This is a genomic window from Cupriavidus sp. UBA2010 (assembly GCF_002335265.1).
Lineage (GTDB): Bacteria > Pseudomonadota > Gammaproteobacteria > Burkholderiales > Burkholderiaceae > Cupriavidus > Cupriavidus metallidurans.
The window spans coordinates 256,767-274,641 of sequence record NZ_DDCI01000033.1; the positions used below are offsets into that span (position 1 = coordinate 256,767).

The window sequence follows — 17,875 nt, forward strand, 5'->3', positions numbered from 1 at the left end:
CGCACCGCTATCGCGCATGTTTATTGGTATTCCGGCAATCAGGTGCGTGCCTGATCTCAGGTAAACCCCGGGTTTGACTTGTATATACAGCGTTGCTAAATTGCCCGTCACGGCGGCAGCGCAGTCAGCGCCGCCCGATCCGGGAGACGGGTCCTGCCCCCACATCTGACGACCATTGGAGCCGACGCATGTCGCTGCAACGCCACGCAGTCACCGCCATTCTTGCCCTCGCGGCTTCCGCCGCCGCCACCGCCCATGCGGATAACACGCCGGTTGTGCTCGGCATGAGTGGATGGACCGGCTTCGCGCCGCTGACACTGGCCGACAAGGCCGGCATCTTCAAGAAGCATGGCGTTGACGTGGACATCAAGATGATTCCGCAGAAGGACCGCCACCTTGCGCTGGCGTCGGGCGCGATCCAGTGCGCGGCGACCACGGTGGAAACGCATGTGGCGTGGAATGCCAACGGGGTGCCGATCACGCAGATCGTGCAGCTCGACAAGTCCTATGGCGCGGACGGCCTGGCCGTGCGCAGCGACGTCAAGAGCTTCGCGGACCTGAAGGGCAAGACCATCGGCGTCGATGCGCCAGGCACCGCGCCGTATTTCGGCCTGGCCTGGATGCTCAAGAAAAACGGCATGACGCTGAAGGACGTCAAAGTGACCACGCTGTCGCCACAGGCTGCCGCTCAGGCATTCGTGGCCGGCCAGAACGACGGCGCAATGACGTACGAGCCGTACCTGTCGACGGTGCGCGCGAACCCGGACAAGGGCAAGATCCTGGCCACCACGCTCGACTACCCGATGGTGACCGATACGCTCGGCTGCGCGCCGAAGTGGCTCAAGGACAATCCCAAGGCCGCGCAGGCGCTGGTGGATAGCTATTTCGAAGCGCTCGAGATGATCCGCAAGGAGCCGGACAAGGCCAACGAGATCATGGGCGCGGCGGTCAAGCAGACCGGCGAGCAGTTCGCGAAATCCGCGGCGTACCTGCGTTGGCAGGACAAGGACGCCAACCGCAAGTTCTTCAGTGGTGAGCTGGCCAGCTTCAGCAAGGAAGCCGCCGGCGTGCTGATGGACATCGGCGTGATTCGCCAGGTGCCGGATGTGACGGCGATCTATGACGCACGCTTCCTCAAGTAAGACGGAGTCCCCGGCCATGTCGCAAGCCTCCACGCCAACCACCGCGGCCGCTGCCCGCGTGCCCGCGCCGATCGAGGCGCAGGGCGCGCCCGCGCGGCGCGCGCGCCATCCGTGGATGTCGCCGCTGGTGCCGGTATCGCCCCGCGCGCGCTGGCTGCTTGGCATGTCGTTCTTCGTCGCGTTCTTCGCGGTGTGGGCCGTCGCCACGCTGGGCGGCTTCGTGTCGCGCACGTTCCTGGCCGATCCGCTGACGATGGCGCATGAAGGCTGGATGCTCTTCACGCAGTACGGCTTCATCGGCGATATCGGCATGACCGTGTGGCGCGTGGTGGGCGGGTTCGTGCTGGCCGCGTTGCTGGCCGTGCCGCTCGGCATCTTCATGGGCGCGTACAAGGCAGCGGAAGCGTTCTTCGAACCGTTCGTCTCGTTCTGCCGCTACCTGCCGGCGTCGGCGTTTATTCCGCTGCTGATCCTGTGGGCAGGTATCGGCGAGACGCAGAAGCTGCTGGTGATCTTCATCGGCTCGTTTTTTCAGATCGTGCTGATGGTGGCGGTGACGGTGGGCGGCGCGCGCAAGGATCTGGTGGAAGCGGCCTACACGCTGGGCGCCACGCCGCGTGGCATCGTGCGGCGCGTGCTGATTCCGGGCGCCGCGCCCGATATCGCCGAGACGCTGCGTCTGGTGCTCGGCTGGGCCTGGACCTATGTGATCGTGGCTGAACTGATCGGCTCGTCGTCAGGCATCGGCCACATGATCACGGACAGCCAGGCACTGCTGAATACCGGACAGATCATCTTCGGCATCATCGTCATCGGCTGCATCGGGCTGGTGTCGGACCTCGTCTTCAAGCAGGCCAACCAGCGCCTGTTCCCGTGGAGTTCGATCAAATGAGCGCGCTGTCGATCCAGCAGGTCTCCCGCACGTTCGAGAATCCGCGCGGAGGCTCCACGCAGGCGCTGCTGCCCGTGGATTTCGAAGTACGCGACAACGATTTCGTGACGATCCTCGGCCCATCGGGCTGCGGCAAATCCACGTTGCTGCGCATCGTGGCAGGGCTTGATACGCCCAGCGGGGGTCGCGTGCTGCTCGATGGCCAGCCGGTGGCCGGCCCGGGCGCGGACCGTGGCATGGTGTTCCAGTCGTACACGCTGTTTCCATGGCTGACCATCGAGCAGAACGTGCGCTTCGGGCTGCGCGAGCGCGGCATGAGCGAGGCCGCGCAGAAGGAGCGCAGCGACTTCTTCATGGCGCGCGTGGGGCTGCGCGGCTTCGAGCATCACTATCCGAAGCAGCTCTCCGGCGGGATGCAGCAACGCACGGCAATTGCGCGGGCGCTGGCCAACGATCCGAAGATCCTGCTGCTCGACGAGCCGTTCGGCGCGCTCGACAACCAGACCCGTGTGCTGATGCAGGAACTGCTGCTGGGCATCTGGGAGTCCGCACGCAAGACGGTACTATTCGTCACGCACGATATCGACGAGGCCATCTTCATGGCCAACCGGGTGGCGGTGTTCTCCGCGCGGCCGGGTCGGATCAAGAGCGAAATCGCGGTGGACTTCCCCCATCCGCGCCACTACACGATCAAGACCTCTCCCGAGTTCTCCGCGCTGAAGGCACGGCTGACCGAGGAGATTCGCGCCGAAGCCATGGCCTCGGCCGAGCATTGAGACCATGAACCAGTCCGCCAGCCAGGCACCCACCCCGACCAACGCCACCGCACCTGCCGCGCTGTATCGGCAGGTCAAGGAGTACATCGCGCGCCAGATCCAGAGCGGCGTGTGGAAACCCGGTGACCGCGTGCCGTCCGAGCAGGAACTCGTGAACCGCTTCTCGGTATCGCGGATGACGGTCAATCGCGCGCTGCGCGAATTGTCGGAGCAGGGCAGGGTGGTGCGCGTGGCTGGTGTGGGGACGTTCGTGGCCGAGCAGAAGCCGCAGTCGACGCTGCTTTCCGTGGTCAACCTGCAGGACGAGATCCGTATGCGTGGGCATGACTACGCGTGCGACGTGATCCTGGTGGAGCGCGTCTCCGCGCCGATCGAGGTCGCCGCCGCACTGGAGTTGCACACGGGCGAGTCGGTGTACCACTCGGTTTGTGTGCATCGCGAGGACGGCGTGCCAGTTCAGCTCGAAGACCGCTACGTGAACCCGCGCGTGGCGCCAGATTTCATCAACCAGGATTTCAGCGGCACCAAGCCCGGCGAATACCTGTTGCGCAATGTGCCGTACGACCAGGTGGAGCATGTGGTCGATGCGATCTCCGCCACGCCCGAGCAGGCGGCGCAGCTTGAAATGCCGCCGACGCAGCCGTGTCTGCTGCTGACGCGCCGCACATGGACCAACGGCGTGCCGGTGACGTTCGTGCGTTGCCTGCACCCGGGCAACCGCTACCGGCTTGGCAGCCGCTTCCGTGCCGACGGCAATCCTGCCTTCGGCTGATATTTGCGCCTGAGGCCAGCAACAGCTGGTCATCGGGCTTATTTTTCGACTAACCTGTATAGACAGGCCCATACAAGGTCTTTATCCAAGACCGAAAAGCAAGCAGAGAATGACGATGACCCAAGATTCCCGACCGCTCCTGACGCTGAACCCCGGCCACGTGTCGCTGGACGACCTGCGCCGCATCCATCGTGGCGAAGTGCGACTGGCGATGGCGGAGTCGGCGTGGGCCGGCGTGCGTGCCGCGCAGGCCACCGTGCAGGACATCATCGACGCCGACGCGGTGGTCTATGGCATCAATACCGGCTTCGGCAAGCTTGCCCAGTCGCGCATCGCGCACGACAAGCTCGCCGAACTGCAACGCAATCTGGTGCTCTCGCACAGCGTGGGCACGGGCTCCGACCTGTCCGTCGATACCGTGCGGCTGATCCTGGCCATCAAGGCTGTCAGCCTCGCGCGTGGGCATTCGGGCGTGCGCCCCGAACTGATCGAAGCGCTGCTGGCGCTGGCCAACCACGGCGTGACGCCGTGCATCCCCGCCAAGGGCTCGGTCGGCGCATCGGGCGATCTGGCGCCGCTGGCCCATATGTCCTGCACGCTGATCGGCGTGGGCGATGTGTATGTCGACGGCCAGCGCGTGCCGGCTGCGCAGGGTCTGGTCCATGCGGGGCTCGCCGCCTTCACGCTGGGCCCGAAGGAAGGTCTGGCGCTGCTCAACGGCACGCAGGTTTCCACCGCTCTGGCCCTGGCCGGCCTGTTCGCCGCGGAGGACGCCTTCGCGGCCGGACTGGTGGCGGGCGCGCTGTCGCTCGAAGCGATCAAGGGATCGGTCAAGCCGTTCGATGCTCGCATTCACGCGGCACGCGGCCAGGCGGGCCAGATCGCCGTGGCCGGCGCGGCACGCGCGATGCTTGATGGCAGCGAGATCGTCGACTCGCACAAGATGTGCGGCCGGGTGCAGGACCCGTACTCGATCCGCTGCCAGCCGCAGGTGATGGGCGCGTGCCTGGACAACCTGACCCATGCCGCCCGCATCCTGCGCATCGAAGCCAACGCGGCATCCGACAATCCGCTGGTGTTCTCCGAACAGGGTGATGTGGTCTCCGGCGGCAACTTCCACGCGGAGCCGGTGGCCTTTGCCGCCGACATCATCGCACTGGCGATCGCCGAGATCGGCGCAATCTCGGAACGCCGCCTTGCGCTGCTGCTCGACACCGGCCTGTCGGGCCTGCCGCCGTTCCTGGTGCGCGATGGCGGCCTGAACTCCGGATTCATGATCGCGCAGGTCACGGCCGCGGCGTTGGCGTCCGAGAACAAGTCGCTGGCCCATCCGTCCAGCGTGGACAGCCTGCCCACCTCGGCCAACCAGGAGGACCATGTGTCGATGGCCACCTACGGCGCGCGCCGCCTGGGCGATATGGCGGCCAACACCGCCGTGATCGTCGGCATCGAGGCGATGGCCGCCGCGCAGGGTATCGAATTTCATCGACCGCTCAAGTCGTCGCCGCTGGTGGAGCAGGAACTGGCGCGTATCCGCGCGCGCGTGGCGTTCGTCGAAGCCGATCGCTATCTCGCGCCGGACATCGAGGCCATGAAGCAGTGGGTGGTTCAAGGCGATGCGGGCGCGGGCTGGCCTGACGCCGTGCGGGAGATCTTGCCGACGAACGTCGGCGCATGAGCTTCGTGAACCGCTAGTCCATTCTCCATTCTCCATTCGAGCAGCCTTCATCCATCCCGGGACCGACCATGAACGCCAACGAACACCAATTCACCCAGACGCTGCGTGGCCCGCGCGAGATCCGCGCGCCGCATGGCAGCCAGCTTCACTGCAAGAACTGGCTGATCGAAGCCGCCTATCGCATGATCCAGAACAACCTCGACCCCGACGTGGCGGAGCGCCCGCAGGATCTGGTGGTCTATGGCGGCATTGGCAAGGCCGCGCGCAACTGGGAGTGCTTCGACGCGATTCTCGACTGCCTGCGCCGCCTGGGCGAAGACGAGTCGCTGCTCGTGCAGTCGGGCAAGCCCGTCGGGGTATTCCGCACCCATGCCGATGCGCCGCGTGTGCTGATCGCCAACTCGAACCTGGTGCCGCACTGGGCAAACTGGGACAAGTTCAACGAACTCGATCGCGCCGGGCTGATGATGTACGGTCAGATGACTGCTGGCTCGTGGATCTACATCGGCACGCAGGGCATCGTGCAGGGCACGTTCGAGACCTTTGCCGAAGCAGGCAACCAGCACTACAACGGCGACCTGACCGGCAAGTGGATCCTGACCGCTGGCCTGGGCGGGATGGGTGGCGCGCAGCCGCTGGCCGGCGTGCTGGCCGGTGCTTGTGTGCTGGCGATCGAATGCCAGGAATCGCGCATCGATTTCCGTATCCGCACGCGCTATCTCGACAAGAAGGCCACCACGCTCGATGAAGCGCTGGCGATGATTGCCGAGGCCACGAAAAATGGCCAGGCGATCTCGGTGGGGCTGCTCGGCAATGCCGCAGAGATCGTGCCGGAACTGGTGCGTCGCGCGCAGGCCGGCGGTATGCGACCGGACATCGTCACCGACCAGACTTCCGCCCATGATCTCGTCAATGGCTACCTGCCAGAGGGCTGGACCGTGGCGCAATGGGAGGACCTGCGCCAGCGCGATCCAAAGGCCGTGGAAGCGGCCGCGCGTACGTCGATCGTCAAGCATGTGGAGGCGATGCTCGCGTTCCAGCAGATGGGCGTGCCCACGCTCGACTACGGCAACAACATCCGTCAGGTGGCGTTCGACGAAGGCGTGAAGAACGCCTTCGATTTCCCCGGCTTCGTGCCCGCGTATATCCGTCCGCTGTTTTGCCGCGGCAAGGGGCCGTTCCGCTGGGTGGCGCTCTCCGGCGACCCCGAGGATATCTACAAGACCGACGCCAAGATGAAGGAACTGTTCCCGGAGGACAAGCACCTGCACCGCTGGCTCGACATGGCGCGCGACCGCATCGCGTTCCAGGGCTTGCCCGCGCGCATCTGCTGGGTTGGTCTCGACGAGCGCCATCGCGCGGGCCTGGCCTTCAATGAAATGGTGAAGTCTGGCGAACTGAAGGCGCCCGTCGTGATCGGCCGCGATCACCTCGACTGCGGCTCGGTGGCATCACCGAACCGCGAGACCGAGGCGATGCGTGACGGCTCCGACGCCGTGTCTGATTGGCCACTGCTCAACGCGCTGCTGAACACGGCTGGCGGCGCCACGTGGGTCAGCCTGCATCACGGCGGCGGTGTTGGCATGGGCTTCTCGCAACATGCTGGCGTGGTGATCGTTTGCGATGGTACGGACGCCGCGGCCAGGCGCATCGAACGCGTGCTGTGGAACGATCCTGCCACCGGTGTGATGCGTCATGCCGATGCCGGCTACGAATCCGCCATCGAATGCGCGAAGGAAAAGGGACTGAATCTGCCGATGGTGAACCGTACATGAAGTTTGGACTCGACAGGATCGTGCCGACGCCGTGGAAGAACGGTGGCGGCACCACGCGCGAAATCGCCGTATGGCCGCCGGGCGCGGGCATGGATACGTTCGACTGGCGCATCAGCGTGGCCGATATCGCCATGGACGGGCCGTTCTCGGCGTTTCCGGGTATCGACCGACAGATCGTGCTGATCGACGGGGCTGGCGTGCATCTGCAGGCTCACGACGATTCGTTTTGCCACAAGCTCAGGCACCTCGGCGAGCCGTTCGCATTTTCCGGCGATAGCGCCGTCCACGCGACGCTGGTTGACGGCCCGACGCGCGACTTCAATGTCATGACGCGTCGCGGCGTTTGCCGCGCGGAGGTTCGACTGATGCGTCAGGCGTTCACCGCCGACCCCACCGACGCCACGGTGCTGATCCTGGTGCTGCGCGGCGCATGGGATTGTGGCGACGGCCAGCACATGACGGCTGGCGACGGCATCGTGATGGTGCCCGGAGCGCCGGCCGTCACGATGATTCACGATGAGATGTCCGCGCTGTGCCTACGCGTGGCCTTGCATAAGGAACCGGTCCGATGAAATTCAACGAAGCGCCGTCAGCCGACGGCGTCTGGCATCACTGCCATCTGCTGCCCGCCGCCGATCCGGCGCAGGCGATTCGTGATGGCGCCATCGTCGTCGAGCAGGGCCGCATCGCATGGCTCGGCGCATTCGCCGCGCTGCCCGACGTATATCGCCATTTGCCGCGGCACGACGCCAACGGCGCGTGGATCACGCCAGGACTGGTCGATTGCCATACCCATCTGGTCTATGGCGGGCAGCGTGCCGACGAGTTCGCGATGCGGCTGGCCGGCGCAAGCTACGAAGAGATTGCGCGCGCGGGAGGCGGCATTGTGTCCACGGTGCGCGCCACGCGCGAGGCGGACGAAGCCACGCTGTTCGCGCAGGCGTCCGCGCGGCTCGAGCCGCTGCTCGCGGAAGGCGTGACCGCGATCGAGATCAAGTCGGGCTATGGCCTGTCGCTGGAAGCTGAACGCAAGCAGTTGCGTGTGGCGCGCCAGCTTGGCGAGACCTATGGCGTCGCCGTCCATACGACGTTCCTTGGCGCTCATGCGCTGCCACCCGAGTACGCCGGCCGCGCCGACGCGTACATCGAGCTGGTCTGCGAGACGATACTGCCGGCGCTGGCTGCGGAAGGGCTTGTCGATGCGGTCGACGCGTTCTGTGAGGGCATTGGCTTCTCGATCGCGCAGACCACGCGCGTGTTCGAGGCCGCTGCGCGCCACGGCCTGCCGGTCAAGCTCCATGCCGAGCAACTGAGCAACCTGGGCGGCGCGGCGCTGGCAGCGCGCCACAAGGCGATTTCCGCCGATCACCTCGAGCACCTCGACGAGGCCGGTGTGGTGGCGATGGCCGAAGCGGGTACCGTGGCCGTGCTCCTGCCCGGGGCGTACTATTTCCTGCGTGATACGCAACTGCCGCCGCTGGCGCTGCTGCGCAAGCATGGCGTGCCGATGGCGATCTCGACCGATCACAATCCAGGTACGTCGCCCACCACCTCGCTGCTGCTGATGATGAACATGGGCTGCACGATATTCCGCATGACGGTGCCCGAGGTGCTGGCCGGTGTGACGACACACGCGGCGCGCGCGCTCGGCGCGGCCGACCGGCATGGCCTGCTGGCGGTGGATCGCGCCGCCGATTTCGTGCTGTGGCAGGTCGCGTCGCCGGCCGAGCTTGCGTACTGGTTCGGCCGCAATCCATGCGCCGCCGTCGTGCGGCGAGGGCGGGTATTCCGCAAGGGAGAAGGTTGGCAACGATGACCGCAGTGACAAGCTTGTTTGCGCCGCACGCGTTGTTGCCCGGCGGGTGGGCACGCAATGTACGGCTGCAATGGGACGCCCACGGGGTGCTTACGTCGGTCACGACGGATGTGGCACCTGCCCCCGGAGAATCGCAAGCGGCAGGCCCGGTATTGCCCGGGATGCCGAATCTCCATTCCCATGCGTTCCAGCGCGGATTCGCGGGGCTCACCGAGTACCGCAGTGTCAGCCAGACCGCTGACCCGGCTGGTGGCGATTCGTTCTGGAGCTGGCGGGCGCTGATGTACCGTTTCGCGCTGCGCTTGTCACCCGATGCGCTGGAGGCCATCGCGACCCAGCTCTACATCGAGATGCTGAGCGCGGGCTATACGAGCGTGTGCGAGTTTCACTACGTTCATCACGATGTCGATGGCAAGCCGTATGCCGATCCGGCGGAGATGTCGCTGCGGCTGTTGCGCGCGGCGCAGACGGCGGGCATAGGCATGACGCTGCTGCCGGTGCTGTATCAGACAGCGGGCTTCGGCGGAAAGCCTCCGCAGGATGACCAGCGACGCTTCCTCAACGATACCGATGCGATGCTGGCGCTGCTGGAAAAGCTCGCGCCCCACTGCGCGGCCTATGGGGCGCGACTCGGCCTCGCGCCGCATTCTCTGCGTGCCGTGCCGCCGCACAGCCTGGCCCAGGCCGTCGCGCACCTGCACGCGATGGACGCGACGGCGCCCGTGCACATCCACATCGCCGAACAGCAGAAAGAGGTGGATGAATGCCTGGCGACCACGGGCGTGCGTCCCGTGCAGTGGCTCCTCGATCACGCGCCGGTGGATGCGCGCTGGTGCCTGGTCCATGCCACGCACATGGACTGGGACGAACGCCGGCGCCTGGCGCACAGCGGCGCGGTGGCGGGCATCTGTCCGACCACCGAGGCGAACCTTGGCGATGGTGTGTTCGACGCGGCGCCGTACCTTGCGCAGAACGGCGCATGGGGCATCGGCTCGGACAGCCATGCCAGCGTGAGCGTGGCCGAGGAACTGCGCCTGTTCGAGTATGGGCAGCGCTTGGCCATGCAGCGGCGCAATGTGCTGGCATCGGCGCGGCATCCGCAGGTGGCGGATCTGCTCTGGCTCGATGCGGTGGCTGGCGGCGCGCGCGCGTCGGCGCGTCCGGTGGCCGGGCTGGCAGTGGGGCAGCGTGCTGACTTCGTCGTGCTGGATGGCAATCATCCGACGCTGGCTGGCCTGGACGGCGCACGCGCGTTGGCCACGCACGTGTTTGCCAGCCACGGACATGAGACACTAGCGGAAGTCCGCACCGGCGGCATGTGCCGCGTGCAGCATGGCGTGCATCCGCAACAGGCGGACGCGGGCCGGTTGTTCGCCGAGACGCGTGCTCGCCTGCTGGCCGACTGAGCCAGGCCGACCGAGCCTGGACTGCAATCCCGAAGCCCCAGAGACAACGATGTCCTTCACCACCGATATCCCCGCTTTCACCCTGCATCGCGGCACACGCCCGCTGCTGGTGTCGATGCCGCACGTTGGCACCCATCTTCCCGCGAAACTGGCCGAGCGCCTGACGCCTGAGGCCCGCACCGTGCCGGACACCGACTGGCACATGGATCGCGTCTATGAATGCGCGCGCGAACTGGGCGCGTCGATCTTGATGGCCACGCACTCGCGCTATGTCATCGACCTGAACCGTCCGCCCGATAACCAGAACCTGTACCCGGGCCAGGACACCACGGGCCTGTGCCCGGTCGATACGTTCGACAAGACGCCGATCTACGCCGATGGCACGAACGGGCCGGACGATGCGGAAGTCGCGCTGCGCCGTGGCGCAGTCTGGCACCCGTACCACAACGCGTTGCAGGAAGAGCTGGCGCGTCTGCGTGCCGAGCATGGGACGATTGGCCTCTGGGAAGCGCATTCGATCCGCTCGATGCTGCCGCGCTTCTTCGAAGGCAAGCTGCCCGATTTCAACCTGGGCACCGCCGATGGCAAGAGCTGCGACGCTGGCCTGGCAGCCGAACTGATCGCGATCGCCGACGCGGTGCCGAACCATACCGCGGTGCTCAATGGCCGCTTCAAGGGCGGGTATATCACGCGCCAGTATGGCAACCCGGCGCAGGGCGTGCACGCGGTCCAGCTTGAGCAGACGCAGTCGTCCTACATGGAAGAGGTGTACCCGTTCGCGTACAGCGAGGCCAAGGCCGCCGCGATCCAGCCCGCTATCCGCAAGATGCTGGAGACGATGCTGGCGTTTGTCGAAGCGCGCTGATGCGCCTGTGGTGTTCGTTCCTCTCCCGCTTGCGGGAGAGGAACGGGGGCCAGCGGTTCAATATGCCGTACGTCGCATCCTGAACCTCCACACCCGCTCCCGCGTCCTGGGAGCGCGAGACTACTTCCCGCTGGCGATCCGGTCCTGAATATGCTGCGCGCGCGCAGCCGAACCGGGGTGCGAACTCAGCATGCTCGACTGGCCGCCATCGAGCTTGGCCAGTTTCTGGAATGCCGTGACAAGCGCCTGGCGGTTGGCGCCGTTCTTGGTGAGCAGGTCGAACGAGTAGTCATCGGCCTGGCTTTCCTGCCGCTGCGAGAACTGCGCATTGACGAGCTGCTCGCCGAGCGCGCCCAACTGCGACGACGACAGCGCGGTCAACGTGGCGTTGCCCGTCGAACCGAGCAGTCCACGCGCGGCGGCGGTGGAATAGGCCACCTGCATTGCCGACTTGGTATGGCCCAGCGCCACGTGGCCGATCTCGTGACCAAGCACGCCGCGCACTTCGTCGTCACTCATCATGTCCATCAGCCCGCTATAGACCCGCACGCAACCATTGGCCATGGCCCACGCGTTGACATCCTTGGTCATGTAGACCTTCGCATCGAGCGGCAGCCCGGTGTTCTGCAGACCGCTCATGATTTTCACGAGCCGTTTCGAATAGGTGCTGTCCGGCGTGGCCAGCGTGTTCTGCTTGTCCATCTGCGCGCAGGACTGGTCGGACAGTTGCTTGACGTTGGCATCACTGAGTGTGGCGGCCGAGAACATGCTGGTGCCAGCCTGGGTGAGGCTATCCATATTGGCGCCGGCGCAGCCAGCCAGTAGTGCGGCGCAGGCGACGGCCGCGGTTGTGGCGGTAAGTCGGATCATCTTCATTCCCTGTGTTGCAGTTATCGAGGATTGTTCGTGCCGGCGGGCCTTCGACGGGCCCGCTCGATCGCACGGTAGAAGAATAAGCAACGGATGCGCCTTTGCGCCAGCGGGATATGTCTTACGTATTCGCGCACAGCCTGCACGATCGGCTCGGTGAGCCGCAGTACGTGGAAGAGCAGGGCGTCGACCGGGACAGCGACAAGCCGGCCTCCGGCGGGCTATACGCGGTTGGCAAGTGGGAAGGTAGCCAGACAGACCGCCACGGGCCGGGGGCACCTGAGCCTGATGGGCAGCGATGGTCATTCCAGGACCGATGCCAGCGCCAGGGGCAACCCGGACAATGCCAAGGGCAAGGTCGAAGACTGGAGCGTCGGTTTCGCCATGCCTTGATCCTCCACGCTGGCGGTGGATAGGTTGGCAATGGAATCGATGGGGGAGTTGGTGCCGGGGTCGGACTGAAACAGTTGCCGGAAAGGTACGCCGGATAAGGATTTTCTGTTTCTTTGCTCGGAATGTACCCCCAGATGTACCCCCAGAACTACCGCGCTGCCCCACTTTTCCATTCTGCCTTCATAAAAAGGGAGGCCGGGTGGCTCCAAACCCAAGCTTAGGTAGACGCACGACTTGGCGTCCGGCATGCGAAATTTGTAGGTGCAAGCCCCCCCGTTCGGGGGGGGTGGCCATTCTGTAAATATCCATTTAAAATTTGCGACAAGCTGTAATCTAGGCTCCGCTTGGACCCATGGTGACCCATGGTCGGGGTTGCTCACCGTAATGCATCCTTTCAAAGTTTTTGCCGCTCTCCGACACAGTCGTCGACACTTGCTGTGGGAGATGACTAAGCGCGACGTGTCCTCCCGTTACAAAGGGTCTCACCTCGGGATGTGCTGGGCTGTCCTACTGCCTCTAGCCATGCTGGGTATCTACTCGTACGTTTTCGGCGCGGTTTTCAAGTCGCGCTGGAACGCGCCCGGTGCTTCCGATTTTCCATTCCCGCTCGTCCTCTTTGCCGGACTGCTCGTCTTCAACTTCTTTGCCGAATGCGTGAACCGTGCGCCGACGCTCGTGACGAGTTCGCCAAATCTCGTAAAGAAGTCTGTATTCCCGCTAGAGATCCTCCCGTGGATGACGGTCTTCACGGCGGGCATCAACTCTTCGATCAGCGTGGTCGTCTTGCTGATCGGCGAGTGGCTATGGGTGGGACACGTCCCGCTTACGGCCGTGCTCTTTCCGTTGATGCTCGTGCCGGTTGCGTTCGTCGCGCTCGGCCTAGGCTGGTTCCTTGCCTCGCTTGGCGTGTACGTGCGCGACATTGCGCAGCTTGTGGGGCTTGTCACGACTGCGTTGCTGTTCTTCACGCCGATCTTCTATCCGCCGACCGACGTGCCTGAAGCGCTGCGCGGTTTTGCCGCATTTAATCCGCTCGCGGCGCAGGTGCAGTCGATGCGCGATGTCCTGCTCTGGGGGCGCGTTCCGAACATAACCGCCTTTCTCACCGCGCTCCTCATGGGCTGGGTGGTTGCCTGGATAGGTTTTCTCTGGTTCTCGAATACTTCCGACGGGTTTGCTGATGTCCTCTGATACCGTAGTGCGGGTTGAGGGAGTCAGCAAATGCTTCCGGATTTACTCGGCACCGTCCGATCGCTTGCGGCAGTACGGCGTGCGCTGGATCCAGCATGCGCTGCCTCAAGCGGTGCAGCGCATGCTGCCGCAGCATCTGCTGAACAAGGAGTATCACCGGCTGTTCTGGGCGTTGCGTGATGTCTCCTTCGAACTGAAGCGCGGCGAAAGCGTGGGCATTCTCGGCATGAATGGCGCCGGCAAGTCGACGCTCCTGCAGGTGGTCGCGGGCATCCTCAAGCCGACCGCAGGGCGCATCGAGACGGATGGACGGCTTGCGGGCCTCTTCGAGCTCGGCTCCGGCTTCAATCCAGAATTCACTGGCCGTGAGAATGTTTTCCTCAACGCCGCGATGCTGGGCTTTCGGCGCGCTGAGGTCCTTGAGCGCTTCGACGAGATCGAGCAGTTCGCAGGGATAGGCGACTTTATCGATCGTCCGGTCAAGACATACTCGAGCGGAATGATGGTGCGTCTCGCGTTTGCCGTGCAGGTGCAGCTTGATCCCGACATCCTCATCGTCGACGAGGCGCTAGCTGTGGGCGATGCTCTGTTCCAGAAACGCTGCTATCAACGCATCGAGCGCTTCCTCGCCGACGGCGGCAGCCTGCTCTTTGTCTCGCACGACCAGGAATCAGTGCGCACACTGACTGACCGCGCGTTGCTGCTCAAGGACGGCCAGACGGTCTGCACGGGAACATCGTCGGAAGTAGTGCTGGAGTACCGGCGCCTGCTTCACGAGGCGGAGAACCAGCAGGCACGGGACGTTCTGCAATATCTATCGAGCTCGGGGAAACCGCGCGTGAAGCCGATTGAGCCCGTTGTGGTCTCAGGGGACGAGAAAGAACCGCAAGAAGCGGCCGTAAGCGTTGCGGCGCCTGCCGAGGTTGAAGCGGCGGCGCAGGTGCGCTCCCGCAGCGAGGATATGTCGTTCGGCGATCTCGATGTCGAGGTCTTGAGTACCACGACCTTCGATGCGAGGGGCGAAGCATGCAATTTGTTCTATCCCGGCGACGAGATCGATGTCCGCGTGCAATACCGCGTGAACAACCCCATCAAGGGCCTCAACCTGGGCTTCCGCCTGCGTAACAAGGAAGGCGTGAAAATCTACTCGGGCGGCACCTTCAACGACGATTTGCTGCCGACGCGCCCAGTCGGCGCTGCCCGTACGTGGGATCGCCAGTTCGCGGAAGGTGAGATCATCGAGTTGCGCCAGCGTTTCGAATGCCGGTTGGGTGAGGGCTATTACGAAGTTCAGTCATACGTCACCCAGGAGAAACTGTTGGTGCCGGGTCATCAGCGCATGCTTCACTGGGTCGATGAAAGTGCGTTCTTCCGGGTTTCGATGAACAAGTTCGAGCGTTGGTACGGCGGTGTCTGCGACATCTGCCCGACTATGGAGGTCAAGCTGGTTGCCGCATCGGCAGAGGCAGTGAAGGGAGAATGCGTTGCGTGACGCCGACATAGCCCGCCGTCTGCTGCTCGCGTTCGGCCCGAACCGATTCATAGTCTTCGGTGCGATGTCGGAGACGGCCCGCAGCCTGCTGCGCGACGCGGGCAGCGAAGTCCTGGAGCAGGGCGACGGGTTGGCTGGCGCGACGCTGTTTGGCGTTGCCCATTCGGCTTGCTCGCCCGATTTTTTAGCTAAGTCTTGCCTTGTCTGCTTAAACCTGTCTGACGACGCGCTCATCGCCGTGCTCTCCGACGCGAATTTTTCGCGCACGTATGGTGTATACATTCAGCATCTCGCAAGCGAAACGTTGGATACAGTTGAGAGCATGGAGCGACGCGCGTTCGCGCTTGGGTATCGCAAGCATCCCGCGTACTATCGCCTGTTCGGCTATGCGGAGCTCGAGCAGACTTCACGCGAGCTCGCAACGCTGCTTGAGCCGGTACCCGCCACGGCGGTGCACTTTCCGATGGCGCGGCTGCTCGAAGAGCGCGACCTCCACATGGACATGCTGCGCGAAGCCGGCCGGCGCTCCGACGCGCACGTGGTCCGCTACAACTGGGCGTCGAAGTTCATCCGCCCGAACGACGTCGTGATCGACGCCGCGTGCGGACTTGGCTATGGAACGTATGCGATGCGCCATTTGTCCGCCGCAAGCCGCTTCTATGGCATCGACGGAAGCGGGTGGGCGGTCGACTATGCCACGGCGTCCTTCGCGAGCGACAACACGGAATTCATCGCCGGCTTCCTGCCCGACGCGCTCGGCCGCTTCGAAGATGCGTCAGTCGACGTCGTGGTGTCGTTCGAGACGCTCGAACACGTGGCTGCGCCGACTGCCTTGCTCGACGAGTTTCGACGCGTACTGCGACCGGGCGGCCGCATCATAGTCAGCGTGCCCAATGACTGGAGCGACGAGACGGGCGAGGACCCGAACCCGCATCACCTGCACGTCTATACATACGAGCGGCTCGCTAAGGAGGTGGCTGGAGGCTTCATCATCGAGCAGTTGGCGCGGCAGATCGCGAGCGGGTGCAAGCTCGTCGATTCGCATTGCCAGTGGGTCGAGCGTCCGCGCGTGCTCGAAGCTGTCGAGCCGGCCAGTGCACCGTGCTCGGAAGCGGAATGGTGGCTTGCCGTCGCGATGAAGTCGCCGGAGACCGGCCGTTCGCTCGCCTATCGCGAGACGGTGCACGGTCGATTCGATGGTGCTACGCATCTGGTGGACTTCGGCGCGCACTACACGAATCCATGGATCGTCCACGCAATGGTCGAGATACCGTTCCGCCTGCAGCGTGCAGACGAACTGAAGCGGCTCGCCAGGCAGGTGCAGGTGGCTTACCCGCGCGATTCGGCGGATCATGGGGCGGCGTTGGCCGTCGTTTGCTACCGAGCACTGGAGGAGCACGCCGACGACGCGCACCTCGCGCAACTCGACAAGCAGATCGCCGATTATCTCGCACTGTCTTCCGACAACCCGCATATCCAGCGGTGGCAGGTCTCGTTGGGTTATGTGCGCGCGCGCCTACGTCTGCGGCGCGGCGATCGCAGCGCCGCGCTTGCCGATTTTGCGGCGGTCGCAGGGGCGGACATCACACATATCACGCCGACGCTTGGTACAAAGGTGGTCGATGCCGCGCTCTGGGCCGGCACCCTGTCGTGGCTCGGCGCGGAGAAAGCAGGCGCGCGCACTTGGTGGCGTCGCGGCTTGACGACCGCTGGTCAGCTGCTTGGTTCGGCCTGGCCGGAATTCTTCGGCAACGTCGAGGCCCCGTTTGTCTTCGCAATGAACGACGCGATCGAGATCGCAGATCGTGCGACAGCCTGCTCGCAGGCCTTGGCCCTTACGCATGAGCGCGGCGATGGGTGTGAGGCGATGCTATATGGCATCAGCCAGCAGTCGCTTCGCTCGGCGCTGCGTCAGCGTGACACAGACCTCATCTCCGCCCGCGCCGAAACTGCGGCGCTGCGCGACGAGTTCGATCGCGTGTGTAAGGAGCGTCACGCGCAGGGTGAGCACAAGGCGGTTCTTGAGCAAGCTTCGATGGAGCGGCTCGAACGTATCCACCAGCTGGAAGCGCAGCTCGCGAGCACACAGTCCGCCTTCGCCGATGCGAAGAAGACCGCGCTTGCGCGTCTCGACTCGATCCTTGCGCTCGAAGCGCGCATCGACCAAACCAATGGCGCGCTAGAGGAAGCTAAGGCCCTTTCGGTGCAGCGGCTCGAGGAGAATGTCGCGCTTCACGCGCGCCTGCGCGACACCGATATAGCACTCGACGCGGTCAAGGTGCTATCGGTGCAGCGTCTCGATCACATACTCGCGCTCGAAGCGCGCATTCAGCAAACCAATGGCGCGCTAGAGGAGGCTAAGACTCTTTCGGTGCAGCGGCTCGAGGAAAACGTCGCGCTGCACGCACGCCTGCACGATACCGATACGGCACTCGACGCGGTCAAGGTGTTATCCGTACAGCGTCTCGAGCACATAATCTCGCTTGAAGCGCGCCTGCGTAATACCGACACTGCGCTCAATCAGGTCAAGGCGCAGTCAGTGCAGCGCCTTGACGAGAAAATGATGCTCGAGAAACGCATCGAACAGACCGATGCTGCGCTGGAAGAAGTCAAGCAACTTTCAATCGAGCGCCTGAAGCGCATTGAGGCGCTCGAGCTCGAACTGCGGGTTGCTCAGTCTGCATCAAAAGCCGCAAGCGCTAACGCAGCCGAACGCCCCACCTCCGTCGTTGTTGCAGCTGACCCGAAACCCGCACAGACCGTCGAGACAGATTCGCTGCGGTGATTAGCCTGTACTTAAAGTTGAG

The 17,875-nt window shown here is 64.4% G+C and carries 15 protein-coding genes; 13 read left to right on the top strand and 2 right to left on the bottom strand.

What is annotated here, in order from left to right:
* Positions 1 to 188 precede the first annotated feature (188 nt).
* The 10 genes from B2246_RS24960 (at position 189) to hutG (ending at position 11,122) form a co-directional block, all read left to right on the top strand.
* On the top strand, positions 189 to 1,142 hold the full coding sequence (locus tag B2246_RS24960) for an ABC transporter substrate-binding protein (protein ID WP_011517416.1): 954 nt from the start codon (positions 189 to 191) through the stop codon (positions 1,140 to 1,142).
* Between the two features lie 16 nt (positions 1,143 to 1,158).
* Complete coding sequence (locus tag B2246_RS24965; RefSeq protein ID WP_017510747.1) at positions 1,159 to 2,034, top strand: ABC transporter permease; 876 nt, start codon at positions 1,159 to 1,161, stop codon at positions 2,032 to 2,034.
* Positions 2,031 to 2,810: an ABC transporter ATP-binding protein gene (locus B2246_RS24970; protein WP_008644773.1), complete on the top strand. Its 780-nt coding sequence runs from the start codon at positions 2,031 to 2,033 to the stop codon at positions 2,808 to 2,810. The genes B2246_RS24965 and B2246_RS24970 overlap by 4 nt, the downstream gene beginning before the upstream one ends.
* Before the next feature lie 4 nt (positions 2,811 to 2,814).
* Positions 2,815 to 3,582 (top strand): histidine utilization repressor, encoded by a 768-nt coding sequence (hutC, locus tag B2246_RS24975; protein ID WP_011517414.1) that lies wholly within the window; start codon positions 2,815 to 2,817, stop codon positions 3,580 to 3,582.
* Between the two features lie 109 nt (positions 3,583 to 3,691).
* Positions 3,692 to 5,260 (top strand): histidine ammonia-lyase, encoded by a 1,569-nt coding sequence (hutH, locus tag B2246_RS24980; RefSeq protein WP_035884691.1) that lies wholly within the window; start codon positions 3,692 to 3,694, stop codon positions 5,258 to 5,260.
* Positions 5,261 to 5,328: 68 nt separating this feature from the next.
* A complete protein-coding gene (hutU, locus tag B2246_RS24985) occupies positions 5,329 to 7,035 on the top strand; it encodes a urocanate hydratase (RefSeq protein ID WP_017510750.1) in 1,707 nt (568 codons plus the stop codon).
* Positions 7,032 to 7,607: a HutD family protein gene (locus B2246_RS24990; RefSeq protein WP_011517411.1), complete on the top strand. Its 576-nt coding sequence runs from the start codon at positions 7,032 to 7,034 to the stop codon at positions 7,605 to 7,607. The genes hutU and B2246_RS24990 overlap by 4 nt, the downstream gene beginning before the upstream one ends.
* Entirely contained in the window at positions 7,604 to 8,851 is a 1,248-nt protein-coding gene (gene hutI, locus B2246_RS24995) for an imidazolonepropionase (RefSeq protein ID WP_035884692.1), read from the top strand. Before B2246_RS24990 ends, hutI begins: the two co-directional genes overlap by 4 nt.
* Positions 8,848 to 10,257, top strand: coding sequence for a formimidoylglutamate deiminase (locus tag B2246_RS25000; protein ID WP_035884693.1), 1,410 nt, complete (start codon positions 8,848 to 8,850; stop codon positions 10,255 to 10,257). The genes hutI and B2246_RS25000 overlap by 4 nt, the downstream gene beginning before the upstream one ends.
* A gap of 49 nt (positions 10,258 to 10,306) precedes the next feature.
* Positions 10,307 to 11,122, top strand: coding sequence for an N-formylglutamate deformylase (gene hutG, locus B2246_RS25005; RefSeq protein ID WP_008644124.1), 816 nt, complete (start codon positions 10,307 to 10,309; stop codon positions 11,120 to 11,122).
* A 120-nt stretch (positions 11,123 to 11,242) separates the two neighbouring features.
* Here hutG and B2246_RS25010 read toward each other — a convergent pair whose 3' ends face one another.
* On the bottom strand, positions 11,243 to 11,992 hold the full coding sequence (locus tag B2246_RS25010; RefSeq protein ID WP_011517408.1) for a M48 family metallopeptidase: 750 nt from the start codon (positions 11,990 to 11,992) through the stop codon (positions 11,243 to 11,245).
* 302 nt (positions 11,993 to 12,294) lie between these two features.
* Entirely contained in the window at positions 12,295 to 12,633 is a 339-nt protein-coding gene (locus B2246_RS25015) for a hypothetical protein (protein ID WP_152564950.1), read from the bottom strand.
* 196 nt (positions 12,634 to 12,829) lie between these two features.
* On the opposite strand from B2246_RS25015, the gene B2246_RS25020 reads away from it, so the two are divergent.
* The 3 genes from B2246_RS25020 to B2246_RS25030 are packed head-to-tail and all read left to right on the top strand — an operon-like array spanning position 12,830 to position 17,853.
* Entirely contained in the window at positions 12,830 to 13,576 is a 747-nt protein-coding gene (locus tag B2246_RS25020) for an ABC transporter permease (protein WP_200876320.1), read from the top strand.
* A complete protein-coding gene (locus B2246_RS25025) occupies positions 13,566 to 15,068 on the top strand; it encodes an ABC transporter ATP-binding protein (protein ID WP_035884699.1) in 1,503 nt (500 codons plus the stop codon). The genes B2246_RS25020 and B2246_RS25025 overlap by 11 nt, the downstream gene beginning before the upstream one ends.
* The gene (locus B2246_RS25030) at positions 15,061 to 17,853 is read left to right on the top strand and encodes a methyltransferase domain-containing protein (protein ID WP_051705552.1); all 2,793 of its coding nucleotides are present in this window, start codon (positions 15,061 to 15,063) and stop codon (positions 17,851 to 17,853) included. The genes B2246_RS25025 and B2246_RS25030 overlap by 8 nt, the downstream gene beginning before the upstream one ends.
* Positions 17,854 to 17,875: the final 22 nt, after the last annotated feature.